This window comes from Pseudomonas sp. BLCC-B112 (assembly GCF_028550695.1).
Lineage (GTDB): Bacteria > Pseudomonadota > Gammaproteobacteria > Pseudomonadales > Pseudomonadaceae > Aquipseudomonas > Aquipseudomonas danubii.
Genome location: NZ_JAQQGK010000013.1, coordinates 21327 through 43859, shown reverse-complemented (window position 1 = coordinate 43859; position 22533 = coordinate 21327). Strand labels below are relative to the sequence as shown.

25 protein-coding genes are annotated in these 22533 nt (G+C 64.7%); 13 read left to right on the top strand and 12 right to left on the bottom strand.

Annotated elements, in window-relative coordinates; genetic code table 11:
- Positions 1–29: 29 nt before the first annotated feature.
- Positions 30–2027 carry a GGDEF domain-containing phosphodiesterase gene (locus PQT43_RS27790; RefSeq protein WP_272755189.1) on the bottom strand — a complete coding sequence of 666 codons (1998 nt, stop codon included), beginning with the start codon at positions 2025–2027 and terminating at the stop codon, positions 30–32.
- Positions 2028–2240: 213 nt separating this feature from the next.
- On the opposite strand from PQT43_RS27790, the gene PQT43_RS27785 reads away from it, so the two are divergent.
- Together PQT43_RS27785 and cobF are read left to right on the top strand one after the other, a co-directional pair.
- Positions 2241–2804 carry a histidine phosphatase family protein gene (locus tag PQT43_RS27785; protein ID WP_102864115.1) on the top strand — a complete coding sequence of 188 codons (564 nt, stop codon included), beginning with the start codon at positions 2241–2243 and terminating at the stop codon, positions 2802–2804.
- 87 nt (positions 2805–2891) lie between these two features.
- Positions 2892–3653 (top strand): precorrin-6A synthase (deacetylating), encoded by a 762-nt coding sequence (gene cobF, locus PQT43_RS27780; RefSeq protein WP_272755187.1) that lies wholly within the window; start codon positions 2892–2894, stop codon positions 3651–3653.
- A gap of 152 nt (positions 3654–3805) precedes the next feature.
- Here cobF and ftrA read toward each other — a convergent pair whose 3' ends face one another.
- Positions 3806–4774 (bottom strand): transcriptional regulator FtrA, encoded by a 969-nt coding sequence (gene ftrA, locus PQT43_RS27775; RefSeq protein ID WP_110594960.1) that lies wholly within the window; start codon positions 4772–4774, stop codon positions 3806–3808.
- A gap of 103 nt (positions 4775–4877) precedes the next feature.
- On the opposite strand from ftrA, the gene PQT43_RS27770 reads away from it, so the two are divergent.
- The 4 genes from PQT43_RS27770 (at position 4878) to PQT43_RS27755 (ending at position 8114) form a co-directional block, all read left to right on the top strand.
- Positions 4878–5312: a rhodanese-like domain-containing protein gene (locus PQT43_RS27770; protein WP_102864118.1), complete on the top strand. Its 435-nt coding sequence runs from the start codon at positions 4878–4880 to the stop codon at positions 5310–5312.
- Positions 5313–5585: 273 nt separating this feature from the next.
- Positions 5586–6365 carry an ABC transporter substrate-binding protein gene (locus PQT43_RS27765; protein ID WP_102864119.1) on the top strand — a complete coding sequence of 260 codons (780 nt, stop codon included), beginning with the start codon at positions 5586–5588 and terminating at the stop codon, positions 6363–6365.
- Between the two features lie 114 nt (positions 6366–6479).
- Positions 6480–7592: a M14 family metallopeptidase gene (locus PQT43_RS27760; RefSeq protein WP_102880038.1), complete on the top strand. Its 1113-nt coding sequence runs from the start codon at positions 6480–6482 to the stop codon at positions 7590–7592.
- Positions 7593–7715: 123 nt separating this feature from the next.
- A complete protein-coding gene (locus PQT43_RS27755; protein WP_272755185.1) occupies positions 7716–8114 on the top strand; it encodes a hypothetical protein in 399 nt (132 codons plus the stop codon).
- Here the strand turns inward: PQT43_RS27755 and PQT43_RS27750 are convergent.
- On the bottom strand, positions 8108–8686 hold the full coding sequence (locus PQT43_RS27750; protein WP_102880036.1) for a hypothetical protein: 579 nt from the start codon (positions 8684–8686) through the stop codon (positions 8108–8110). The two genes, PQT43_RS27755 and PQT43_RS27750, sit on opposite strands and share 7 nt — an antisense overlap.
- A gap of 196 nt (positions 8687–8882) precedes the next feature.
- A complete protein-coding gene (locus PQT43_RS27745) occupies positions 8883–9647 on the bottom strand; it encodes a hypothetical protein (protein WP_102880035.1) in 765 nt (254 codons plus the stop codon).
- 436 nt (positions 9648–10083) lie between these two features.
- Between PQT43_RS27745 and folE the strand changes: the two genes are divergently transcribed.
- Genes folE through PQT43_RS27730 form a run of 3 tightly spaced genes read left to right on the top strand, consistent with a single transcriptional unit; the run spans position 10084 to position 11724 of the window.
- Entirely contained in the window at positions 10084–10644 is a 561-nt protein-coding gene (gene folE / locus PQT43_RS27740; RefSeq protein ID WP_102864126.1) for a GTP cyclohydrolase I FolE, read from the top strand.
- On the top strand, positions 10645–11172 hold the full coding sequence (locus tag PQT43_RS27735) for a chalcone isomerase family protein (protein ID WP_102880034.1): 528 nt from the start codon (positions 10645–10647) through the stop codon (positions 11170–11172).
- Between the two features lie 24 nt (positions 11173–11196).
- Positions 11197–11724, top strand: a complete 528-nt coding sequence (locus PQT43_RS27730) for a DUF3833 domain-containing protein (RefSeq protein WP_102880033.1) — start codon at positions 11197–11199, stop codon at positions 11722–11724.
- A 22-nt stretch (positions 11725–11746) separates the two neighbouring features.
- On the opposite strand, the gene PQT43_RS27725 is transcribed toward PQT43_RS27730, so the two are convergent.
- Complete coding sequence (locus PQT43_RS27725; RefSeq protein ID WP_272755183.1) at positions 11747–12208, bottom strand: thiol-disulfide oxidoreductase DCC family protein; 462 nt, start codon at positions 12206–12208, stop codon at positions 11747–11749.
- Between the two features lie 157 nt (positions 12209–12365).
- Here PQT43_RS27725 and PQT43_RS27720 point away from each other — a divergent pair, with 157 nt between their 5' ends.
- The gene (locus PQT43_RS27720) at positions 12366–13685 is read left to right on the top strand and encodes an Nramp family divalent metal transporter (RefSeq protein ID WP_102880031.1); all 1320 of its coding nucleotides are present in this window, start codon (positions 12366–12368) and stop codon (positions 13683–13685) included.
- A gap of 80 nt (positions 13686–13765) precedes the next feature.
- Here the strand turns inward: PQT43_RS27720 and PQT43_RS27715 are convergent, their stop codons facing one another.
- Entirely contained in the window at positions 13766–14713 is a 948-nt protein-coding gene (locus PQT43_RS27715; protein ID WP_123392918.1) for a LysR family transcriptional regulator, read from the bottom strand.
- Positions 14714–14905: 192 nt separating this feature from the next.
- Here PQT43_RS27715 and PQT43_RS27710 point away from each other — a divergent pair, with 192 nt between their 5' ends.
- On the top strand, positions 14906–15331 hold the full coding sequence (locus PQT43_RS27710) for a DMT family transporter (protein WP_372859302.1): 426 nt from the start codon (positions 14906–14908) through the stop codon (positions 15329–15331).
- Between the two features lie 2 nt (positions 15332–15333).
- Positions 15334–15807, top strand: coding sequence for a DMT family transporter (locus PQT43_RS27705; RefSeq protein WP_272755182.1), 474 nt, complete (start codon positions 15334–15336; stop codon positions 15805–15807).
- Positions 15808–15817: 10 nt separating this feature from the next.
- On the opposite strand, the gene glcF is transcribed toward PQT43_RS27705, so the two are convergent.
- The 3 genes from glcF to glcD are packed head-to-tail and all read right to left on the bottom strand — an operon-like array spanning position 15818 to position 19602.
- Positions 15818–17035: a glycolate oxidase subunit GlcF gene (gene glcF, locus PQT43_RS27700; protein WP_272755181.1), complete on the bottom strand. Its 1218-nt coding sequence runs from the start codon at positions 17033–17035 to the stop codon at positions 15818–15820.
- Between the two features lie 3 nt (positions 17036–17038).
- Positions 17039–18103: a glycolate oxidase subunit GlcE gene (gene glcE / locus PQT43_RS27695; protein WP_267269774.1), complete on the bottom strand. Its 1065-nt coding sequence runs from the start codon at positions 18101–18103 to the stop codon at positions 17039–17041.
- Entirely contained in the window at positions 18103–19602 is a 1500-nt protein-coding gene (gene glcD / locus PQT43_RS27690; protein WP_272755179.1) for a glycolate oxidase subunit GlcD, read from the bottom strand. The genes glcE and glcD overlap by 1 nt, the downstream gene beginning before the upstream one ends.
- Before the next feature lie 252 nt (positions 19603–19854).
- Here glcD and PQT43_RS27685 point away from each other — a divergent pair, with 252 nt between their 5' ends.
- Positions 19855–20025 carry a metallothionein gene (locus PQT43_RS27685; protein WP_102864137.1) on the top strand — a complete coding sequence of 57 codons (171 nt, stop codon included), beginning with the start codon at positions 19855–19857 and terminating at the stop codon, positions 20023–20025.
- A 46-nt stretch (positions 20026–20071) separates the two neighbouring features.
- Here the strand turns inward: PQT43_RS27685 and PQT43_RS27680 are convergent, their stop codons facing one another.
- The 3 genes from PQT43_RS27680 to PQT43_RS27670 all read right to left on the bottom strand — a co-directional run bounded on the left by PQT43_RS27680 (position 20072) and on the right by PQT43_RS27670 (position 22533).
- The gene (locus PQT43_RS27680) at positions 20072–20299 is read right to left on the bottom strand and encodes a DUF6555 family protein (RefSeq protein ID WP_011060569.1); all 228 of its coding nucleotides are present in this window, start codon (positions 20297–20299) and stop codon (positions 20072–20074) included.
- Between the two features lie 148 nt (positions 20300–20447).
- A complete protein-coding gene (locus PQT43_RS27675; protein WP_272755176.1) occupies positions 20448–21476 on the bottom strand; it encodes a purine-nucleoside phosphorylase in 1029 nt (342 codons plus the stop codon).
- A 109-nt stretch (positions 21477–21585) separates the two neighbouring features.
- Positions 21586–22533 carry a nucleoside-specific channel-forming protein Tsx gene (locus PQT43_RS27670; protein ID WP_102880023.1) on the bottom strand — a complete coding sequence of 316 codons (948 nt, stop codon included), beginning with the start codon at positions 22531–22533 and terminating at the stop codon, positions 21586–21588.

Below are 22533 nucleotides of genomic sequence, written 5' to 3'. Positions count from 1 at the left end.
GCTGGGCGAAAGGCGTTCGATCAAGGCGCTCAGGCTTTGCCCACGCTGCCCACTGGTTGATCGAGGGGCGCTTTCTTTGGCCCGTCGCTATCCAGTTCGATCAGTTCGGCCAGGGGGACTGCCGGGGAGAAGATGTAGCCCTGGGCGCAGCGGATGCCAATGCTCTGGAGAATGTCGATCTGCTCCTGGGTTTCAACCCCTTCGGCTGTCAGTGTCGCCTGGTACAGGCGTGCGCTTTCCTGGGCGATGGAGACCGCGGTGCGCATCCGTTCATAGTGCAGCAGGGAAATCATCGAGTGGTCGATCTTCACTTCGCTGAAAGGATACTTGGCCAGGATGCTCAGGGCCGAGTAGCCGGTGCCGAAATCGTCCAGGGACAATCCCACGCCGTGATCCTTGAGCAGAAGCATGTTGTGCGCCACTTGCTGGGTGTCTTGCAGCAGGGTGCTCTCGGTCAGTTCCAGGGTCAGGCGAGCGCCGGGAAGCCCGGCTTCCTTGAGGCGCTGGATCAGCAGGACGGCAAAGTTGGCATCGCTCAGGGTCGAGGACGAGACGTTCACCGCCAGCGGTCCCTTGAGTCCGGCATCGATGTAGTACCGGGCGTCGCGGATCACCGCTTCGATGGTCGCCCATTCGAAGGCTTGCTGCAGGTCGTGGTGGCGGATCACTTCCAGGATCAGCAAGGGGGAAATCGCCGCGCCCTGGTCGTCCTGGGCCCGCAGCAGGGCTTCGGCGCCGATGATCGTGCGTTGGCTCAGGCAGAACTTGGGCTGGTAATACAGCGGCGGGGTGTTCGATCGCACCCACTCCAGCAGTTGCTGGCGGATGCGTTCGTTGCTCTGGGCCTGTTCGATCAGCGACTGGCGCAGGTAACGCACCGGCTGTCTGCTGTCCTGCAGGGCCAGGCTGATGTTGCGCAAGGTGACGTTGGCGCTGTCCCCGGCACAGGCATCGATCACGCAGAACTGCAGCTTGGGCGACAGGCTGCCGTCGCTGGGCAAACCGGCCTGCAAGGTCATCTGCAGGGTGGCGAGCAGCGCCGATTCTTCGACCTGCTGGATGGAGCGGTACGGCACCACCAGTGCCAGGCTCAGGTCCGAGAACATGAAGGCGCGGTGGGCGGCACTGGCTTGCAGGGCATGGCTGGAGGCGCCGCTGCTGAATTCTTGCGCCAGGGAGATCAGCAACTGGTCGGTCCAGTCATGGCCGTGGATGGCGACCAGGTCCTTGAGGTTGCTGATTTTGATCACGATCAGGGTGTGGGGGACGCGCCGCTCTTTGTTTTGCTCCAGCACCTGGTCGAGGTGGTCGCGCAGGGCACGGCGATTGGGCAGTTGGGTGGTCGGATCGGTCAGGGCCTGTTGCAGCAGGCTTTGCTGGGCCAACTGGTAGCGCGCTTCGCGGCGCAGCATGGCGAATATCAGGATGATCATGGGCAGGGAGAACAGGGTCGAGCTCAGTCGCAAGGACAGCAGTTGCGCGGTGATGCTGGAGCTGACCGTGCCCATCCAGTCGATGATCTGCATCGGGACGATGGCCGCGCCGAGGCGCATCAGGATCACCAGCAGCATGTCCTTCAGGCTCAGGGCGCTCAGGTCGCGGGTTTCGAACCAGCGATGGAGCAGCATGCCCCCCAGGGCCACCAGGCTAAAACTGAACAGCGCCTCTTCGAACTGCGCGGCGCCGGCAATCCAGTAACGAGCCAGTGCCACCAGGACCAGGCAGGTCATGCCGCCCCACCAGCCTCCCAGCAAACCGGCGAGAAACAGCATGTCGTTGCTCAGGAAAATCTTCACCGGGGTCTGCATGAACCCGGAGGCGAGGGCGATCAAGGCGGCGTTGCTGGTGCCCAGGATCAAACCCAGCAGGATCTTTTTCGACTTGATCAGCCGCTGGGCGTCCTGACGCAGCATCAGCAGGATGCTGAAGATCCCTACCAGGGCAACGTATTGCAGCAGGACGATGGGCTGGAGCGAGGCGTTGAGCGCAAGGTCGAGAGACAGGAGCTCCCACATACCGCTGTGCATGGTGTCGAGGTACCTGATTCGAGTCGAAGTGTGGGAACTTCGCGGAGAATAAAGGCCTGCTGCTTGGGTTGCCTATAAGCCATTTCTTGTTTGGTGATCAGGCGTTTCTTGAGTTTCTCAGGAATTTTCAACCTGTCTCCTGCTGGGAAATAGCCCCGTGGTCGTGCTAAAAAACCGGCCTCAGCCCTGATGTTCCTTTGTCGAGATAACCCCTTGCCGGCCACCCGTTTGACGCTGATCTGCCACGCCCGTACCGCCGCCCAGAAGCTGGGGCGCTTTCCCCTGGACGAAGCCGTGGAGATGGATTGGCAGGCCCAGGCCCTGAGCCGGGCGGCGCAGTTCAGGCACCATCCGCAGGTGCTGTGCGGGCCGGAGCGGCGGACCTGTCAGACGGCGGCGCTGTTCAGCGCAGCGCCGCAAGTGCAGGAAGCCCTGCGTGACTATGGCTTCGGTGCCTGGCAGGGGATGGGGATCGGCGATCTGCAACGCCAGCAGCCGCAAGCCTTGCAGGCCTGGCTGGATGACCCTCACAGCGCTCCGCCGGGAGGCGAGTCGGTCGCCGGGTTGTGCCGGCGCGTGGCGCAGTGGCTGGAGCAGATGGCCCAGCGTCCGGGGCACTGGTTGGCAGTGACCCATCCCTTTGTCATGCGTGCGGTGCTGCTGCAGTTGCTGCAGGCGCCCCTGGGCAGTTTCAACCTGATGGATATCGAGCCCCTGTCGCGGATCGATCTCAGCCATGCCGGTCGCTGGCGCCTGCGCCTGGATGGCCGTGACTGAGACCTGTGCCGGGCGTTCGGGGCATTTCTCCGGGCGTCAAAGCCGCCCATACTTGCCCCCTGGCACAGCAGCGAGAACCAGATCCCCATGAAAACCCTCCTGATCATCGGCATCGGCGCCGGCAACCCCGATTTCATCACCATTCAGGCGATCAAGGCGCTGAACCGCAGTGACGTGGTGTTCCTGATGGACAAGGGGCCGAGCAAGGACTCGCTGATCGATCTACGGCGCGAGCTGTGCCAGCGTTATCTCACCGAGCGTCCTTATCGCTTCGTCGAAGCCCAGACCCCGGAACGCCAGCGCGGCGATGTGGACTACCAGGCCAGCGTCCAGGCCCTGAACCAGGACAAGCAGCAGGTCTTCGAGCGGCTGATCAACGAGGAACTGGCAGAGGGCCAGACCGGTGCCTTCCTGGCCTGGGGCGACCCGTCGCTGTATGACAGCACCCTGCGCATCCTGCAGCAGATCCTGGCCAGTGGGGCGGCGCAGTTCGAGTATCAGGTGATCCCCGGCATCACCAGCGTCCAGGCCCTGGCCGCGCAGCACAAAGTGCCGCTCAACCGCATCGGCCGCTCTGTGGAAATCACCACCGGCCGCCGTCTGGCGGCGGGGCAGGCCGGTGATGCCGACAGCCAGGTGGTGATGCTCGATGCCGAGGACGCCTACCGCCAGCTGCGCAATCAGGATCTGGACATCTATTGGGGTGCCTACCTGGGCACGGCGGACGAAATCCTCATTGCCGGGCGCCTGGACGAGGTCGCCGACGACATCCAGCGGGTCCGTCGCCAAGCACGCGAGGCGCATGGCTGGATCATGGATACCTACCTTCTGCGCAAACCGGAGCCTTAGACACTGGCCGCAATGGACGCCACCGGATAAGCGTGGTGTTCTTCGCCGGCAGCGGGCTCTCCCTCTTTTCCCGTAGGAGCGGGCTTGCCCGCGAAGAGGCCGGGATGGACACCACCGGATGAACGTCGTGTTCTTCGCCGGCAAGCCGGCTCCTACGAGGGGGATTTTTGGCCGAAGCGTTCGCGGTAGGCCGAGGGCGGCAGGCCCACCAGGCTGCGAAAAGCCACGCGAAAACTTTCCACCGAACGATAACCGCAATGCAGGGCGATGCTTTCCGTGGTCTGGCTGCCGCTTTCCAGCAGTTCCCGGGCCCGGGCCAGTCGCTCATGCTGCAGCCAGGCCTTGGGCGTGGCGCCGGTGGCGGCGCTGAAACGTCGCAAGAAGGTGCGTTCGCTCATCAGCGCCCGGGCCGCCAGGTCGCTTACCGTCAGCGGCTCATGCAGGCGCTCCCGAGCCCATTGCATGACCTGCGACAGGTCGCTGCGCGGGGTGCGGCTGACCGGAGCCGGAATGAACTGGGCCTGGCCGCCGGTACGCTGGGGCGACATCACCAGGCGTCGGGCCACGCTGTTGGCCACCCGAGTGCCAAAGTCCCGGGCCACCAGGTGCAGGCAGGCATCGATCCCGGCGGCGCTGCCGGCAGACGTGATCAGTTGGCCGGCGTCCACATAGAGCACGTCCGGGTCCACCCAGATGTCCGGGAAGCGCTCGGCCAGCTCTTGGGTGTAGCGCCAGTGGGTGGTGGCGCCCAGGCCGTTGAGCAGGCCGCTGGCCGCCAGAGCGAACACCCCCGAGCAGATCGACAGCAGCCGTGCGCCGCGCTGGTAGGCCCGCCGCAGGGCTTCCATCAGCTCGGGCGGCGGCGCCTGGTCGCGGCTGCGCCAGCCGGGAATGATGATGGTCCGGGCCTGCTCCAGCAGTTCCAGGCCGCCATCGGCCAGTATCCGGATACCGCCCGCAGCGCGCATCGGCCCCGGGTCCACGGCGACGATGCAGTGCTCATACCAGGGAAAATCGAACTCTGGCCGGGCCAGGCCGAAGATTTCCACGGCGATGCCGAATTCGAAGGTGCAAAGGCCGTCGTAAGCCAGGATCGCGACCAAACCGGGAGGATTGTGCATTTGGCGGAAAGTTACCAGTGGGTGTCCGGGGCGCCACTTTAACGCGGTGGGGCAGGGCCGATAAAGTTCTTCCCATCTTAATCGCGACGTTCTGGAGACGCCCATGACCAGCCTGGTCCGCAGCATTGCCGCCGCCCCTTCGGCCATTGCCCTGATGCATTTTTGCAACCGCCTGACCTTTGAAACCGACTGTTCTGACGTCTACAGCAGCCAGGAGGCCGGTGAAGTGGATTTTGTCCTGGTGGATGTGCGGGGCCCCGAGGCCTTTGCCCGCGGCCATGTCCCCGGGGCGATCAATCTGCCCGGGCACTTGCTCACCGTCGAACAGCTGGCCGGTTATCCCCGCGACACCCTGTTCGTGGTGTATTGCGCCGGTCCTCACTGCAACGGTGCGAACAAGGCGGCGGTCAAGCTGGCGGCCCTGGAATACCCGGTCAAGGAGATGATCGGTGGGGTCACCGGCTGGCTCGATGAGGGCTTCGAGCTCAGCACCGGGCAACCGCGCAGCGAGGGGCCGGATCTGTCCTGCGCCTGCTGAGGGGCCACTGCGCTGGCGGCGGCCCCAGGCTACGGCTAGCGCAGGATGTGTCGGTAAAAATGGTCCGTTCTGAGGCGAACGTCGGGTGGTTCAGGGACAAACGCACCACGCCGGGGCGAGGGGGAGGGCACAGAATCGCGGCTGCATGTTTTTTATAAGTATTTGTCGCATAAACACAATTTGCTTCCCGGGAGCCGCTCTAGACTGCTGGCCACTTCGATTTGCCCATAATCGAAACCAGCCAATAAAAGTCTCCGCCTCCTGGAGTTATAAATGAATAAGTTTGCGCTGTTTGGTGCCTTGGCACTGTCGCTGTTTTCCCTGACCGCTTCGGCCGATGAGGCCAAGCCGATCCGTATCGGTATCGAAGCCGGCTACCCACCGTTCTCGATGAAGACGCCCGACGGCAAGCTCACCGGTTTCGACGTGGACCTGGGCGATGCCCTGTGTGAGCAGATGAAGGTCAAGTGCACCTGGGTCGAGCAGGAGTTCGACGGCCTGATCCCGGCGCTGAAGGTGAAGAAGATCGACGCCATCCTGTCGTCCATGACCATCACCGACGATCGCAAGAAGAACGTCGATTTCACCATCAAGTACTATCACACCCCGGCGCGCTTCGTGATGAAGGCCGGCACCACGGTCAAGGACCCGCTGACCGAGCTCAAGGGCAAGAAAGTCGGCGTACTGCGCGCCAGTACTCATGACCGTTTCGCCACTGAAGTGCTGGTGCCGGCCGGCATCGACCTGGTGCGCTACGGTTCCCAGCAGGAAGCCAACCTGGACATGGTGTCCGGTCGTGTCGACGCGCTGCTGGCGGACTCGGTCAACCTCGACGACGGTTTCCTGAAAACCGACGCCGGCAAGGGCTTTGCCTTCGTCGGTCCCGAGTACAACGATCCGAAGTACTTCGGTGGCGGCGCCGGCATTGCCGTGCGCAAGGGCGACAAGGAGCTGGCAGAGAAATTCAACACGGCCATCACCGAGATCCGCGCCAACGGCAAGTACAAGCAAGTGCAGGACAAGTACTTCGACTTTGATGTCTACGGCGAGTAAGCCGCAGGCTGCAAAGCTTGGGTAAAAAAGGTGGCGCCCGTGATCCGGTCGCCACCTTTTTTGTGCGCCGCTGTTTTATTCTGCGCCACGCCTTTTTTGATCCCTGGAGCCACTATGCAACGCATCGACCATTCCTTGCCCTGGGGCCACCTGGGCACTGCACGCCAGCTCAGCGTGTTTCGCTTCGGCAGCGGTGGCCGCAAGGTGTACATCCAGGCCAGCCTGCACGCCGATGAACTGCCGGGCATGCGCACCGCCTGGGAGCTGAAGCAGCGCCTGACGGAACTGGAGCGCCAGGGGCGTTTGCAGGGCGTGATCGAACTGGTGCCGGTGGCTAACCCCATCGGCCTCGACCAGCAGGTTCAGGGCAGTCACCTGGGGCGTTTCGAACTGGGCAGCGGCAAGAACTTCAACCGTGCCTTCGTCGAGCTCAGTGGTCCGGTGGGCGACTTGATCGGCAAGCAACTGGGCACCGATGCCGCCGTCAATATCGCCTTGATCCGCCGCACCATGGTCCAGGTGCTGGATGAGCTGCCGGCTCCGGGCTCGCAGCTGCAGGCCCTGCACCGGTTGCTGCTGCGCCATGCCTGCGACGCCGATATCACCCTCGACCTGCATTGCGATTTCGAAGCGGCGATCCACCTCTATGCCTTGCCCCAGCACTGGCCGCGGTGGCAGTCCCTGGCGGCGCGTCTGAAGGCTGGAGTGGCGTTGCTTTGCGAGGATTCCGGCGGCAGCTCTTTTGACGAATCCTGCTCCTCGCCCTGGCTGCGCCTGGCCCGGGACTTTCCTCAGGCGGCGATTCCCCCGGCCAACCTGGCCGCCACCCTGGAGCTGGGCAGCATGGGCGATACCCGGGTCGAGCAAGCGCGAGCCAACTGCGAGGCCATCCTCGGCTTTCTGGCCGAGCAGGGCCTGATCAGTGGCCAGTGGCCCGCTGCACCGGATCAATGCTGTGAAGGCATGCCTTTCGAAGGCACCCAATACCTGTTCGCCCCGCACCCTGGAGTGGTCAGTTTTCTGCGCGATGCCGGCGAGTGGGTGGAGCGCGGCGACGCCCTGTTTGAAGTGGTGGACCCCTTGAACGACAGGGTCAGCACCGTGCGTGCCGGCACCAGCGGCGTGCTCTTTGCCCTGGACCGCGGGCGCTACACCCAGCCGGGCATCTGGCTGGCCAAGGTGGCCGGCCGCGAGGCGATTCGCGCCGGCAAGCTGATCAACGACTGAACCGCCAGGGGCGACGCTGACGAGGCGCAGCAACTGGTTTGCCAGGGAACGCTCGGCTACGTCGGCCCTCGATCCGCCATCGCGCCCTTCGCCGGCAAGCCGGCTCATACAGTAGATGTGTCCATGTCCCGAGTGTCCGTGTCTATCCGCCTGCTGTTCACCCTGTGCCTGCTGGCGGCCAGCTTCAATCACCTGCGCGCCGCCCTGGACCATGGGTTGCTCTGGGACTATGGCTACGGCGCCGACACGCCCCTGACCAGCCGGGCTTTCTGGGGCGCTCTGAGCTTTTTCGATCCGCTGGCGGCGTTGCTGCTGTGGGTGCGCCCGCGCTGGGGGTTGGTGCTGACCCTGGCGATCATCGTGCTGGATGTCGTGCACAACAGTTTCTATGTGGCGGCCCACAGCCAGTGGCTGGAAACCTTCTACCTGTCTCAGGTGGGGTTCGGGCTGGCGGTGCTGGTGCTGCTGCCTTTGGCCTGGAGGGGGCTGGGCTCACCCCCTGAGTCGAAGCGGGTCTACTGACCGAGGATGTGCTTCATCAGCGCCGCATGGCCGGCCTTGTCCGCGGCCCGGGAAATCACCTGGATCACCGCCATGCGGGTGCCGGAGCCGGCGATCAGGGTCGAGTTCAGGGTCTGGCCGCCGCCCTGGGTCGCGGTGCTGTCGATCTGCCGCACACCGAGGCCCTTGAGGGTCATGCTCTTTTCACTTTGCTTGCTGAAGTCCGGCAGCGCTGCGGCCTGTTGCGACAGGAACCCGCTGACCGCGGCATCGAGAAAGGCGCTGTCGTTGTCCTTGACCTGAGCGGCATTGGGAATGCTGTTCTGCGCGGCGATCACCACGGTGCGGGTGGTGGCGTTGGAATACAACGTGCCGCTGGCGCCCGCGGTGCCGTCGGCCTCGCTGCCGGCTGGCAGGGCCGAGGCGCTGAAGCCCTTGGGCAGGGTGAAGGACAGCTTGCCGTCGAGCATCGAGACTTTTTCTCCCGGCGCCGCTTTGGCCGTGGACTTGTCGGCGGCAACCGCGTTCAGCGCACCGAAGCCCGCCACTGCGGCGAACACCAGGATCAGGGCTTTTCTAGCGAAGGATGACATGCACAATCTCCAGGCATGGGATCAAGGGGGCGCATCATCCCACGGCCATCACGGCCTGCTCCAGAGGGATTTTTCTCGACGGACTAATAACCGAGAATGCGTGCCGGCGCGGCTTGTGCTGGAGCGGCGAGCGGCGAGCAGCGTTCCGCTTGCCGGCGTAGGAGTTCGCGGGAGGGCCTTCGCCGGCAGCCGGCGCCTACGTGGCGGCGCGGGGTGTGCTCAACAATCGTTTACTCAGGGCCAGCACCAGCATTGATACCGTCACCCCCAGTACGAAGGCCCACAGCCCCATAGAAGGCAAGGCCAGGGCCAGTACCAGGCAGAACGCCGCAAAGGAATACAGGCCGGTGCTCAGCGAGCGCAGCAGTACGGTGGTGAAGGCCACGCCGTGACTCTGGTGGGAGAACACCGCCAGCACGCTGCCGAGCACCGGAAAGACTGCGAGCATGCCGCTCCAGCGTTCGCCAACGGTGCTGGCCAGCAAGGTGACCGCCAGGGTCAGCAGGGCCCCGGCGAACATGCGGTAGACCAGCTTGTCCGACTGGGTGCCGGGCAGGGCGGGCACAGTCTTGACCCGGGGAAACACCCGGGGCGCCAGCAACAGGGCGCTGGCGGCACAGAAAATCGAGAACTCCAGGGAGGGCGGGACTTGGGCGATCACGCTGGCCAGCAGCACCCAGACCAGGGTGGCGATGCTCAGGGCTCCAGGCCAGGCCAGGGTCTGCGCGGCATGGGTGTAGGCAACGCTGAAAGCGATCATGGCGAACAATGCCGAGAGGGCAGCCACTGCCGCGTGGGTGGCGAACACCGGGCCTTGCTCCAGGGCCAGAAACAGCAGGATCGGCCCCACCACCACGGGAAAACCCGCAAGCCAGCCGGCAACATTCGGCCCCCAGCGCTTGCTCGCCAGGGAGATCAACAGCAGGAATCCGGGAACTGTCAGCAGTTTCAACAGCAGCATGGGGGACTCGGTGGATGAACGGTGCGCCACCCTAGCATCCAACCCGGCATTTGGCGCGTATCTGGCACGTGTATCTGGCAAAAAGCGAAGCACCGGAGAGAGCAGGGTGGTGCGGGGTTTTCTTGTACGAAACATTGAGGCTGAATCGGTTTTTGAGCTTTTTGTACAAGTATTTACGGGTTTTATCGGGTTTTTATCGATAAAAGTTGTACAAAAATGAAATTCTCGTATAGGTTTTTCAGTGTGAGATGAGGTGATCACTGGCCAGTTTTAGCTGTCCAGGCTGTCACTCTCCACACTTTGGGGTTCCCGAGGTCAAGCCCTGGTGGAATCAGGGCTGGGCCAGTTGTGTGGTTGGTCACCTCGGGGCCCTTTTTTTCCCCTTGGCGCGTGCAAGGATTTGCCCGCCTCATTCACTTTGCGGAACCTGTGCGCCATGTACGATCCTCTCTCCGAGCATTTCCACTGCATTCTTCAGGGGCTGGGTGAAGATCCATCCCGCGAGGGCCTGCGGGATACCCCGCAGCGAGCGTCAAAGGCCTTGCGTTATCTGTGTCACGGTTACGACACCAGTCTCGAAGAGTTGGTCAACGGCGCGTTGTTCAGCTCCACCAGCGACGAGATGGTGATGGTTCAGGACATCGAGCTGTATTCCCTGTGCGAGCACCATCTGCTGCCCTTCATCGGTCAGGCCCATGTGGCTTACATCCCCACCGGCAAGGTGCTGGGGCTGTCCAAGGTGGCGCGGATCGTCGACATGTATGCGCGACGCCTGCAGATCCAGGAAAACCTGACCCGGCAGATTGCCGAGGCGGTCCAGGAAGTGACCGGGGCGGCCGGGGTGGCGGTGGTCATCCAGGCGCGGCACATGTGCATGATGATGCGCGGGGTCGAGAAGCAGAACTCGCTGATGAACACCTCAGTGATGCTCGGGGCCTTTCGCGACTGCGCCAGCACCCGCCAGGAATTTCTTCAGCTATTGCCCAGGCGGTCTTGAATGAACAGTATCCGGCGAGTGCTCGCGGCGCGGTTGTTGTGGCTGCTGGTGTTGTTCAGCGCCACCGCCAGTGCCGGCTGGCAAGAGTCGCTGCCCAATGCACGGCTGCTGGGCAGCGGTGAGTTCAGCTGGTTCGGCTTCAAGGTCTACAACGCGCGGCTCTGGGGCACGGCCTTGCCGTTGACGGCCGAAAGCCCCTTTGCCCTGGAGCTGACTTATCGGCGCACGATCCGCCGTGACGAGCTGGTACAGACTAGCCTGGATGAGATCCAGCGTTTGTCCGGCACTGCAGTCAGCCCGGAGCAACTCAAGGATTGGCAGGCGCAGATGCAGCGCGCCTTCGTCGATGTCGAACCGGGCCAGCGCATTACCGGGGTGTTTCTGCCCGGTCGCGGGGTGCAGTTCTTTGTCGACCAGCGCTTGCAGCACGTGGTCGACGACGAGGCCTTCGCCCGAGCGTTCTTTGCCATCTGGCTCGACCCGCGCACCCGCAATCCGCAGTTGCGCGCACAACTGCTGGGCCGATAGCGGGCGCAGCACAGGAGATGTTCCATGTTCAAGAAATACTTGCTGGTGCTGTGCCTTGGCCTGGTTGCTTGCAGCGACACCGACGTCAAGCAGTACCGTGACCAGAAGCCCGAGCTGGAACTGCGGCAGTTCTTCAGTGGTCGGGTCGAGGCCTGGGGCCTGTTCCAGAAGCGCTCCGGTGAAGTGATCAAGCGCTTCCATGTGCAGATCAACAGCCGCAGCGAAGGCGAGAAACTCATCATGCATGAGGACTTTACCTACAGCGATGGCACCCGCCAGACCCGGATCTGGACCCTGGTCCCGACGGGGCCCGGCCTGTGGCGCGGTACCGCCGACGACGTGGTCGGCGAGGCCCGTGGCGAAGTCTCCGGCAATGCCCTGCGCTGGCGTTACGTGCTCAACCTGCCGGTGGATGGCACCACCTATCAGGTGCATTTCGATGACTGGATGTACCTGTTGGACGAAAACACCCTGGCCAATCGTTCCTACATGACCAAGTTCGGTTTTGAGCTGGGGCAGGTGACCCTGTTCTTCCGCCGTCAGCCCGGCTGAGGCGCGCTGGCCGGCTCCGGACTCAGGACGGGTCGTCGAGAAAGCGCCCGCGATGGTCGGGGCTGGGCAGCAGGCAGACGTCATGCCGGCCGAACCAGCGGTAGCGGTTGCCGGCGATACGGTCGTAGCCCCAGTCCCGCAGCGGCCGGGGAATCCAGCGCAGCAGGCGCAGCCAGCGCCAGGGGGCAGGCAGTTGCGCCATCAGGCGGATAAAGGCCTCGGAGCGTTGCGACAGCCCCTGGTCCTCGATCAGCAACACGCTGTCGAACTGCTCGGTGGGCTGGCCGAACCATTTCAGCAGCGCCTGGCCCTGGGGCGATTGCATCGATGCCAGTTTGATACGCCGCTGGCGGTCGTGGCGGATGACGAAGCGCACCGAGGCGTTACACAACTTGCAGACCCCATCGAACAGCAGCACCCGGTCGCCGGGTTGCAGGAAGGGGGGCTGGGTGTCGGGTTCGGGGAGTGTCGCAGCGCTGTTCACGGGGTTACCTTGGGCGGGAAATCGATACCTGCAGCAGGCGTCGTAAGAGGCAGGAGTGGCAGCAGCATACTCGCCTTCAGGATGAAAAATCAGGCTTGGGTGGCTGTGCTGAAACCTCTAAGCTGAGCCCTTGCGTCAATTCGTCGTGGAAATCCCCGTGAAATTCAGCCTACCGAAAATAGCCACCGCCCCCTTTTGTCCGCCGGAGGTGGCGGGCTCCGTGTCCGTCGATCCCGGCGCTTCGCTGTTCAAGCGCCTGCTGCGTTTTGCCGGCCCCGGGTTGCTGATTTCCATCGGCTACATGGACCCGGGCAACTGGGCCACCGCCATCGAGGCGGGGTCGCGCTATGGCTACAACCTGCTGTTCGTGGTGTTGCTGGCGAGCCTGGCGGGGATGGCGGTGCAATGCCTGTGCTCACGCCTGGGCATCGCCACCGGGCGCGATCTGGCGCAACTGTGCCGGGAGCGCTACAGCCGCCGTTCGGCCCGGGCCCAGTGGCTGGCGGCCGAGGTGTCGATCATCGCCACCGACCTGGCCGAAGTGCTGGGATGTGCCCTGGCGTTCCACCTGCTGCTGGGGGTGTCCCTGAGCACCGGGATTGTCATCACCGCTTTCGATACGCTGTTGGTCCTGGCCTTGCAGAACCGCGGTTTTCGCCGGCTGGAAGCGATCATGCTGGCGCTGGTGGCGACCATCGGCGTGTGTTTCTTCATTGAACTGCTGCTGATCAAACCCTATTGGCCGGACGTGGCCCGGGGGTTCACCCCGTCGCTCTCGGCCATCAGCGATGCGGCGCCGCTGTACCTGGCGATCGGCATCCTCGGCGCCACGGTGATGCCCCACAACCTCTACCTGCACACCTCGGTGGTGCAGACCCGCTTGATCGGCCAGGACCGGGCCAGTCGCGCCGACGCCATCAAGCTGGCGCGCATCGACACCATCGGCTCCCTGGCCCTGGCGCTGCTGGTCAACGCGGCGATCCTGATCCTCGCCGCCGCGGCTTTCCACAACACCGGCCACAGCGACGTGGTGGAGATCCAGGATGCCTACCATCTGCTCGACCCACTGGTGGGCGGAGCCCTGGCCAGCGTGCTGTTCGGCGTGGCGCTGCTGGCCTCGGGGCAGAGTTCGACCTTCACCGGGACCATTGCCGGGCAGGTGATCATGGAGGGCTACCTGAACCTGCGGATTCCCTGCTGGCAGCGACGCCTGATCACCCGGGGGCTGGCGCTGATTCCGGCGTTCATTGGCGTCTGGCTGCTGGGGGATGGCGCAGTGGGCCAACTGCTGGTGTTGAGCCAGGTGGTGCTGAGTCTGCAACTGCCGTTTGCCCTGTACCCGCTGATCCGCATGACCAACGACCGGCGCCTGATGGGCGAGTTCGTCAACCGTTGGCCGACGCGATGGCTGGCCTGGAGCCTGTTCGCCGTCATCAGCGCAGCCAACGCCTGGCTGATTGCTCAACTCTTCCTGTAGGAGCCGGCTGGCCGGCGAAGGGGCCGCTGAGTCTTGTGCAGGTCTTGCCGACGCTTTCGCTGGCAAGCCAGCTCCTACGGTTACGGGGCGGGGACGCGGCGATCCCAATAGGGCTCCGGGCCGAATTTCTCGACGAAGAAGTCGATCACCGTGCGCACTTTCAGTGAGAGGCGCCGGCTGCCGGGCCAGAGGGCGGCAATCTGCTGCGGCTCGAGGCTGGTGGCCACGTCGAAGCCTTCGAACAAGGCCACCAGGCGGCCTTGATGCAGGGCCTCGCCAATCAGCCAGGAAGGAAACATCACCAGCCCCAGGCCCTGTTCGGCGGCCTGGGTCAGGGTGTCGGCGTGGTTGCCGGTCAGGGGGCCCTTGACGCTGTAGGGCGTCCAGTCTTCCCGGCCCCGGCGAAAGAACCAGCGCTGCTGGCCGGTTTCGCCCTTGTAGGCCAGGCACTGGTGCTGCTGCAACTGCTGCGGGTGCTGTGGCGTGCCATGACGTTCCAGATAGGCGGGGCTGGCCGCCACCCGGTAACGCTGCGGGGCCAGCAGGCGTGCCTGCATCGAGGAATCTTCCAGGGTGCCGATGCGAAACAGCAGGTCGGTGCCGTCCTGCAAAGGATCGATGTAGTTGTCGGTCTGCTGGATGTCCAGTTGCAGCTTGGGGTAGCGGCCCAGTAGCTCGCCCAGCCAGGGCGACAGGTGCCGCTGGCCAAACACTACCGGGGCATTGATCCGCACCAGCCCGGCGGGTTCGTCCTGCTGTTCCTGCAGCGCCTGTTCGGCTTCTTCCCATTGCGCCAGCACCCGCCGCGCATGGTGGCCCAGCAAGCGCCCGGCCTCGGTGGGGCTGACGGCGCGGGTGTGGCGATAAAGCAACTGCTGACCCAGGGCCTGTTCCATGAGCTGGATCTGCCGCGAGATGGACGAAGGCGCCAGCCCCTCGCGGCGTGCCACGGCGGAGAAACTGCCCTGGTCGAGCACCGCGATGAACAGGCGCAGGGCCTTGAAACCCAGGTCGTTGAAGCCTTGCATGGGAAATCCTTGCTGTGCGTTTTACGCAAAGGTGTTGTCGGCATGCTCCCATTTATCGCAAAGAGGGCGCAATCGATAATGCCCGCCATTCCTTGATCCCCAAGCAGGTGTTGCATGTCTTCCAATGTGTTAGATCCAGCGCTGCCGACCCCGGCGGCCCAGGTTGAACCCCGCGCTGGCTGGCAGCGCTTGATGTTGTTGCCCCTGGTGATTCTGGCGGGCATGGGCCTGTCGGTGGAGGCCGGCTTGCTCGGCCCGCTGGGCGCCCAGGTCGGGCATTTGTGGGCGACCTTGAGCATCTTCGGCGTGGGCACGGCGTTGTTGTTTCTGCTGCTGTTGTTCAGCGGTCCGCAGCCGGGGCCGGCCTTGAGCCAGTTGCCGCGCTGGCAGCTGCTGGGCGGGGTGTTGGGACCGATCTACGTGGTGGTGCTGACCCTGGCCACGCCCCATATCGGCATTGCCATGACCATGATCGCGATCCTCTCCGGGCAAGTGGGCAAGAGCGTGCTGATCGACCATTTCGGTTGGTTCGGCAGCGCCCGCAAGCCGGTCAATGGCGAACGCTGGCTGGCCCTGGTGCTGATTGTCGTGGCCCTGATCCTGATCGCCCGAGGTTGAACATGAACCTGATTCTTTTGCTGGTCCTGGTGGTGGCTGCGGGTGCGGTGCTCAGTGTGCAAGCGGCGATCAATGGCCGCCTGGGTGAAAGCGTGGGGGTGTTGCGCAGCAGCCTGCTGACCTTCGCCGTGGGCGCCCTGATCACCGGGCTGCTGATTGTGTTTTTCCAGCCCCCTCAGGCCATGAGCCTGTTGCAGGCGCCGAAATGGCAACTGACTGGCGCGCTGTTTGGCGTGGTCTACATGCTGGTGATGGTCGGCGCGGTGCCTCGGGTCGGCACCGCGGTGGCCACGGTGGCGGTGATCCTCGGACAACTGGGCATGGGCATGCTGATCGACCACTTCGGCTGGTTCGGCAACCCGGCCATCGAGCTGTCACCCCACCGCGTGCTGGCGATGCTGTGCCTGGCCCTGGCGTTGCTATTCATGTACCGGAGCCGCACACCGCAAGCCGTGAGTGACAAGCCACGAGCTTGAAACCTGGCGCTTAGCTCAGCGCGTCTTCCAGCACCTCGATCCAGTGGCGGACCGGGGTGCGGCCGGCACTGTCGAGGTGGATCTGGCAACCGATGTTGGCGGTGGCGATCAACTCCGGCTGGCCGCTTTCCAGGGCCCGCAGCTTGTCGTCCCGCAGTTGCCGCGCCAGTGCCGGCTGGGTCAGCGAATAGGTGCCCGCCGAGCCGCAGCACAGGTGGCTGTCGGGCACGGCGGTAAGGTTGAAGCCCAGGCGTTGCAGCAGGCTTTCCACGGCGCCGCCGAGCTTTTGCCCATGCTGCAGGGTACAGGGGCAGTGGAAGGCCAGACGCTGTTCGCTGTGGGCGCCGAGCTGCTCCAGGGGTTCGGCGCGCAACACTTCCACCAGGTCCCGAGCCAGGGTGCTGATCTGCCGGGCCTTGTCGCGGTAGGCCGGGTCATGGGCCAGCAGGTGCTGGTAATCCTTGATAAAGGCGCCGCAGCCGCTGGCGGTCTGGATGATCGCTTCGGCGCCCTGTTGCAGGTGCGGCCACCAAGCGTCGATGTTGCGCCGGGCGCGATGCAGGCCGGCTTCCTGGGCGTCCAGGTGATAGTCCACGGCGCCGCAGCAGCCTGCCTCGGCGACCGGCTGCACGCTGATGCCCAGGCGATCGAGGACTCGCGCCGCCGCGGCATTGGTATTGGGCGACAGCCCCGGTTGCACGCAGCCTTCGAGCAACAGCACGCGCCGTGCATGGCGCAGGGGCGGACGCGGCTTGGCGCTGGGCAACTGGCGCGGCAGTTTGTCCTGCAGCGCCTGGGGCAGCAGCGGACGCAGGCGGCTGCCGCCCTGGATCAGGGCCTTGAACAGCTGCGGGTTGGCACTCAGCGCTCGCAGCCCGCGGCGCAGCAGTTGCTGGCCGGCGGGCCGGGGCAGGGCGGCATCCACCACGGCGCGGCCGATGTCCAGCAGGTGGTGATAATCGACCCCGGACGGGCAGGTGGTTTCGCAGTTGCGGCACGACAGGCAGCGGTCCAGGTGTTGCTGGACCTGTGCGGTGGCGGTGGCGCCTTCGAGCACTTGCTTGATCAGATAGATGCGCCCTCGTGGGCCGTCCAGTTCGTCGCCTAGCAACTGGTAGGTGGGGCAGGTGGCGTTGCAGAAACCGCAATGCACGCAGCTGCGCAGGATGCGCTCGGCTTCGGCGGCCCGGGGCAGTTGCCGGGCCTCGGGGCTGAGGGTGGTCTGCATGGTCTAGAGCTCCGCGTAGAGTCGGCCGGGGTTGAAGATCCCTTGCGGGTCCAACTGCGCCTTGAGCCGTTGGTGGTAGTGCAGCAGGGGCGGCGCCAGGGGCTGGAACGGACTGTCCTGCAGGCCGTGGCTGTAGCAGCTGGCGTGGCCGCCAACGGCGCTGACGGCGGCGCGGATCTCGCTGGCCGTGGCAGCGGTTTTCAGCCAGCGCTGGGCGCCGCCCCAGTCCAGCAGTTGTTCGCCGGGCAGTGCCAGCAGCGGCGTGTTGTGCGGCAGCGACAGGCGCCACAGCGGCAGGCCGGGGTTGAAGAAGTCCAGTTGCTGTTCATTGAGCTGGCTCCAGTAGCCCGCGTCCAGGGGCTCGCCGCCCAGGCGTTCATGGGCGGCGGCCACCGAACCTGCGCCGCCTTCCAGGCGCAGGTGCAGGCGCTCGCCGTCGTGGCAGGCGGCGCTGATCGGCAAGGGCTGTTGGCCCCATTCGGCGAGCTTGGCCAGGGCTTGGCCGGGCGTCATTTCCAGGCTCAGGCTCAGGCATTGCCGGGGCTTGGGCAGGACCTTCAGCGAGACTTCGGTGATCAGCCCCAGGCAGCCGTAGCTGCCGGCCATCAGCCGCGACAGGTCATAACCGGCGACGTTTTTCATCACCTCGCCACCAAAGCGCAGGTGCTGGCCGCTGCCGCTGATGATCCGGGTGCCGAGGACGAAATCGCGCACCGCGCCGGCCCAAGGCCGACGCGGTCCGGACAGGCCGCTGGCGAGCATGCCGCCCAGGGTGGCGCCAGCGCCGAACGATGGCGGCTCGCAGGGCAGCATCTGCCCGGCGGCCTCCAGGGTGGCGTGTAACTCACTGAGCGGGGTGCCGGCCCGGGCGCTGATCACCAGCTCCGTGGGGTCGTAGCTGACGATGCCGCGATGGCTGCGGGTATCGAGGATTTCCCCAGCGCACTCGCGGCCGAGAAAGGCTTTGCTGTTGGAGCCCTGGATACGCAACGGGGTGCTGTCCTGCAAGGCGTTGCGGACCTGTTCCAGCAGCGCGGCGCTGGCATCGCCGTCGGGTGGCGCCGTCATCAGAAGCGCTCCAGTTCGGGGAAGGGCAGTTGCCCATGATGGATATGCATGGCGCCGAATTCGGCGCAGCGTTGCAGGGTCGGGATGTTCTTGCCGGGGTTGAGCAGGCCGCCAGGATCGAAGGCGGCCTTGACCCCATGGAACAGCGCCAGCTCATGGGCGTTGAACTGGGCGCACATCTGGTTGATTTTCTCCCGGCCCACGCCGTGCTCGCCGGTGATGCTGCCGCCCACCGCCACGCACAGTTCGAGGATCTTGCCGCCCAGGGCCTCGGCCCGCGCCAGCTCGCCCGGCCGGTTGGCATCGAACAGGATCAGCGGGTGCATGTTGCCGTCCCCGGCATGGAACACGTTGGCCACCCGCAGTTGATGCTCGGCGGCGAGACGGGCAATGCGCCGTAACACCCCCGGCAGTTGGCGCCGGGGAATGGTGCCGTCCATGCAGTAGTAGTCCGGGGACAAGCGGCCCACCGCTGGAAAGGCGTTCTTGCGCCCGGCCCAGAAGCGCACTCGCTCGGCTTCGTCCCGGGCCAGGCGTACCTCGCTGGCGCCGGCGCGTTCCAGCACCTGGCGCACCCGCTCGCAGTCGTCATGCACATCGGCCTCCACCCCGTCCAGCTCGCACAGCAGGATGGCTTCGGCGTCCACCGGGTAGCCGGCGTGGATGAAGTCCTCGGCGGCGCGGATCGCCAGGTTGTCCATCATCTCCAGGCCACCCGGGATGATCCCGGCGGCAATGATGTCGGCCACGGCGCGGCCGGCGGCTTCCACTGAGTCAAAGGCCGCCAGCAGCACCTTGGCGATCGGCGGCTTGGGCAGCAGCTTGACCGTGACCTCGGTGATTACCCCCAACAGGCCCTCGGAGCCGGTGACCAGCGCCAGCAGGTCGAACCCCGGCGCGTCCAGGGCCTGACTGCCCAGGGTCATGGCTTGGCCGTCGACGCTGAGCATCTGCACCTGCAGCAGGTTGTGCACGGTCAGGCCGTATTTCAGGCAATGCACGCCCCCGGCGTTTTCCGCGACGTTGCCGCCGATGGAGCAAGCGATCTGTGATGAAGGATCGGGGGCGTAGTACAGGCCCAAAGGCGCCGCCGCCTGGGAAACGGCCAGGTTGCGCACCCCCGGCTGGAGCCTTGCGCAGCGGGCGGCCGGGTCGATCTGCAGGATGTCCTTGAAGCGCGCCATCACCAGCAGCAGGCCTTTTTCCAGGGGCAGGGCGCCTCCGGACAAACCCGTACCGGCCCCTCGGGGGACCACTGGCACCCGGTGCTCATGGCAGATCTGCAGCAAGCGCTGGACCTCGTGCAGATGCCGCGGCAGGGCCACCAGCATCGGTGTGGTGCGATAGGCACTGAGGCCGTCGCATTCGTAGGGCTTGAGCTGCGGCTCCTGGTCCAGCAGTTCCAGGTCCGGCAATTGGCTGCGCAAGGCCCGGATCAGGGCCTGCTTGTCGACGTCGGGCAGGGCGCCGTCGAGGGTTTCGTCATAGAGAATCGTCATGGGCGGCGAATGACCTTGGGTTGTTCTTGTCAGGTCGAGACAGCATGACCACGTCCTGCATCATTGGCTGGCCGGGCCGGGGTGGCCATCGGTCCATGCGGGCGCTGGCCGAATCACTTTAGTCGCTGTTGGCGTGGCGGGGGGGCTGGGTTGGCCTAGTCTTTGGAGTGCTCGCACCGTGCAGTGGCCGCCATTGTCTGAGGTGGCGCGGTGATCGAGTCCCCTGAAAGACTGATAAAAAGGAACCCTGCCATGTCCAATGAAACCTGCGCCTGTCCGGCCTGCACCTGCAAGCTGGGGCCCCATGCGATTGTCCGTCACGGCAAGCACTACTGCTGTCAGGCTTGCGCCGATCATCACGCCCACGGTGAGCCTTGTGCTTCCACCCAAGGGTGCAAATGCGCCCAAGGCGCCCACGGCTGAAGAGCGCAAACGGGTGGGGCTGCGGCTCCACCCGTTTGCGGCGGGCCTAGACCGAAGGCCGCCAGGTGACATTCTCGATACCGAACTTTTCCGCCATGGGCTTGCTGGTCTTCTTCACCCGTTCCCGGCCGAAACGGCCGATGCGGCCCACTCCCGCATCACAGCTTGCCCAGTGCCAGGCCTCGGCGTTGTCCATCTTTTCCTGGCGGATGATGAAGGACTTGGGAGCGCCGTGAAGGGTGTATTCGATGACGAAGAGTTTTGCGTTGTTCATAAAGCCTCTGTTCCTCCCTGTGATCCTTGAGTGATCCCCCGCAGGCGCAAAAATTCACTTTGATTGGCCGACTCTGGCGCCAACGGTCATGGCCCTGAGCGCGCCTTCGTCGGCACGCCGGCTCCTGCGGGTTGCGGGTTGGCACGGATCAGGCTTCGGGGACGCCTTTTTCCCAGGTCGACCAGTTGTTGAGAATGTCCTGCACCAGCGGATTGCCGGCCCGGTAGAGGTTTTCCAGGGCCGGGACAAAACCGCCCTGGTCGGCGTACTTGAGCAGGTTGTCCACTTCGCTGGCCCCTGGTGCCGGGCGGTCGAAGTCGGAACCGGCGCGCAGCACTGCCAGGCGCTGGATGTCCACCAGACCCTCGCGGCTGGCCCGCAGCAAGGCTTCGTAGGTGGAGTTGTCTTCCTGCTGGGTGGTGCAGTAGGTGCCTTTGTTGTCGGTCAGCAGGCGCGTCCAGACTTCGGCCCGTTCGCTCAGGCGAGTGCCGGAGAACCAGGTGTTGCCCGCCAGGGTGTCGCAGCGGGTCACCACCGGCGGCTGGTTGGCCGGGGCCTTGGGGTATTTCAGGCGCCAGGCTGCTGATTGCTGGCTTTCGCTCAAGCTCACCTTGTGGCTCAGGGCGAAGGCCTTGGCCTGGAGCTTGGGGTTGAGCTCGAAGACTTCGGTCTTGTAGTCCAGGGGCGGTTTTTCGTTGGGGCCCTTGGTGTTGATCCCCAGGTAGCCGGTGGGCCAGTCCTTGGGCGCATCCCGGGAGTCGAGTTCCCACTGGGTGCCGAACTCCACCAGGTAATGAGCCCAGGCGGCCGTGCCGATGGTGCCGTGGTGCGGGCTGATGCCGGCGATCCCGGCAATCAGGAAATAGCTTTTGCGCAGGTCGAACTTCGGCGACAGGGCCAGCGCCAGGGTCGACGCCGCGGCATTGGTCTGGCCCATGCCGGTGGTCAACAGGCACACGTCCCGGTCATTGCAGCGAATGCTCGGATACTCCGCCGCCAGCCCCGGCACGCGGATCTCACGCTTGAGCTCCAGGCGCTCGATCCAGTGCTGCGCTTCCGGCGCGAACATGCTGATCAGCACCACCTTGGGCTTGATTGGTGCCTCGTTGGCCCAGGCGCCGCCTGCCAGCAGAGCCCCCAGTCCCAATACCCACGAAACCTTTTTAATCCCACGCATACAACCTCCATGACTGCCGTTAACCGGCGCTTATCCTGCCTGATCCAGGTTGCAACTCATCGCAACCGTTCTTGTCTTGCCGTTTGCCGCTCGAAGCTTGCCTCAGCTTCTAGAACTGATACCCGACCCCGGCGTAATAGCCCCAGCCATTGGAGCGGGCACGGAACTCGCCGTCGCCGAAATTCAGCACGCTGCCGTCTTCCCAGTTGCCGCCGTTGTGGAAGTAACGGCCCACCAGGGTGAAGCGCAGGTGAGTGAAGGCGTACAGCAGCACGTTGGTGGCCACCGTGGCATTGGCGGTGCGCGCCGGGTTGTCCTTGTGCAGGTCGGAGCCGAAATCGAAATTGGTGAAGCCGATGTAGGTCAGCGAGGCGCCGTTGCTGTAGCTGTCGATGGGCACGATGTATTTGAGCTGGGCGCGGTAGCCGTCCCAGGAATACTCGTTGCTGGCGCCGTAGTTTTCCCACTGGTAGCGGCCATAGAAGTTGGCCGAGAGGTTGACCCGGGAATGGGTGTCGATGTCGGTGCCCAGGCCGCTGTACAGGGTGTTGGCGCGGTTGGCGGTGCGGCTGCCGTGGTCGTAGATCCAGTCGAAGGCCACATACCACTCCTTGATCGGGCCGATGGCCAGGCTGCGACCGGCCAGGTAATCGATGGAGATTCGCGGTTCGTGCTCCATGAACAGCGGCGAGCCGTGGTCCCAGATGCCTTTGTCGTGGCTGTTGCCGATGTCGAGGATCTTCGGCAGGTCGATGTAGCCGTACAGCTCGAAGGGGCCCTTGCGCCCGAAGTATTCGTACTCCAGGTAGATGTCGTCCGCCGGGCGCGGGCCGAAGCTGATGTCCTTGCTGCCGATCAGCATCAGGTCCTGGTTGTACCAGTCGGAAAGGTAGGCGCCCTGTTTCGCGGATTGCACATCGGCGCTCAGGCTTTCGCCCTGGGCTGATGCGTCCGGGGCGGGGGATTGGGCCAGTGCGGCGTGACTGAGTAGACCCGTAACGCCGGCCAGCCCGAGGGAAACAGCCCATTGGCCATGACGGGGGAAGCGGTTGTGCAT

What these genes read in the sequence shown, in the direction of transcription:
- PQT43_RS27715 (WP_123392918.1), bottom strand. Translation starts at nt 14,713, where the DNA reads ATGCAAGGCTTCAACGACCTGGGTTTCAAGGCCCTGCGCCTGTTCATC.
- PQT43_RS27675 (WP_272755176.1), bottom strand. Translation starts at nt 21,476, where the DNA reads ATGCGTGGGATTAAAAAGGTTTCGTGGGTATTGGGACTGGGGGCTCTG.
- PQT43_RS27745 (WP_102880035.1), bottom strand. Translation starts at nt 9,647, where the DNA reads ATGCTGCTGTTGAAACTGCTGACAGTTCCCGGATTCCTGCTGTTGATC.
- PQT43_RS27790 (WP_272755189.1), bottom strand. Translation starts at nt 2,027, where the DNA reads ATGCACAGCGGTATGTGGGAGCTCCTGTCTCTCGACCTTGCGCTCAAC.
- PQT43_RS27770 (WP_102864118.1), top strand. Translation starts at nt 4,878, where the DNA reads ATGACCAGCCTGGTCCGCAGCATTGCCGCCGCCCCTTCGGCCATTGCC.
- PQT43_RS27735 (WP_102880034.1), top strand. Translation starts at nt 10,645, where the DNA reads ATGAACAGTATCCGGCGAGTGCTCGCGGCGCGGTTGTTGTGGCTGCTG.
- PQT43_RS27750 (WP_102880036.1), bottom strand. Translation starts at nt 8,686, where the DNA reads ATGTCATCCTTCGCTAGAAAAGCCCTGATCCTGGTGTTCGCCGCAGTG.
- PQT43_RS27685 (WP_102864137.1), top strand. Translation starts at nt 19,855, where the DNA reads ATGTCCAATGAAACCTGCGCCTGTCCGGCCTGCACCTGCAAGCTGGGG.
- PQT43_RS27680 (WP_011060569.1), bottom strand. Translation starts at nt 20,299, where the DNA reads ATGAACAACGCAAAACTCTTCGTCATCGAATACACCCTTCACGGCGCT.
- PQT43_RS27765 (WP_102864119.1), top strand. Translation starts at nt 5,586, where the DNA reads ATGAATAAGTTTGCGCTGTTTGGTGCCTTGGCACTGTCGCTGTTTTCC.
- glcD (WP_272755179.1), bottom strand. Translation starts at nt 19,602, where the DNA reads ATGACGATTCTCTATGACGAAACCCTCGACGGCGCCCTGCCCGACGTC.
- PQT43_RS27705 (WP_272755182.1), top strand. Translation starts at nt 15,334, where the DNA reads ATGAACCTGATTCTTTTGCTGGTCCTGGTGGTGGCTGCGGGTGCGGTG.
- folE (WP_102864126.1), top strand. Translation starts at nt 10,084, where the DNA reads ATGTACGATCCTCTCTCCGAGCATTTCCACTGCATTCTTCAGGGGCTG.
- PQT43_RS27760 (WP_102880038.1), top strand. Translation starts at nt 6,480, where the DNA reads ATGCAACGCATCGACCATTCCTTGCCCTGGGGCCACCTGGGCACTGCA.
- PQT43_RS27755 (WP_272755185.1), top strand. Translation starts at nt 7,716, where the DNA reads ATGTCCCGAGTGTCCGTGTCTATCCGCCTGCTGTTCACCCTGTGCCTG.
- glcF (WP_272755181.1), bottom strand. Translation starts at nt 17,035, where the DNA reads ATGCAGACCACCCTCAGCCCCGAGGCCCGGCAACTGCCCCGGGCCGCC.
- PQT43_RS27670 (WP_102880023.1), bottom strand. Translation starts at nt 22,533, where the DNA reads ATGCACAACCGCTTCCCCCGTCATGGCCAATGGGCTGTTTCCCTCGGG.
- PQT43_RS27730 (WP_102880033.1), top strand. Translation starts at nt 11,197, where the DNA reads ATGTTCAAGAAATACTTGCTGGTGCTGTGCCTTGGCCTGGTTGCTTGC.
- cobF (WP_272755187.1), top strand. Translation starts at nt 2,892, where the DNA reads ATGAAAACCCTCCTGATCATCGGCATCGGCGCCGGCAACCCCGATTTC.
- glcE (WP_267269774.1), bottom strand. Translation starts at nt 18,103, where the DNA reads ATGACGGCGCCACCCGACGGCGATGCCAGCGCCGCGCTGCTGGAACAG.
- PQT43_RS27710 (WP_372859302.1), top strand. Translation starts at nt 14,906, where the DNA reads ATGTTGTTGCCCCTGGTGATTCTGGCGGGCATGGGCCTGTCGGTGGAG.
- ftrA (WP_110594960.1), bottom strand. Translation starts at nt 4,774, where the DNA reads ATGCACAATCCTCCCGGTTTGGTCGCGATCCTGGCTTACGACGGCCTT.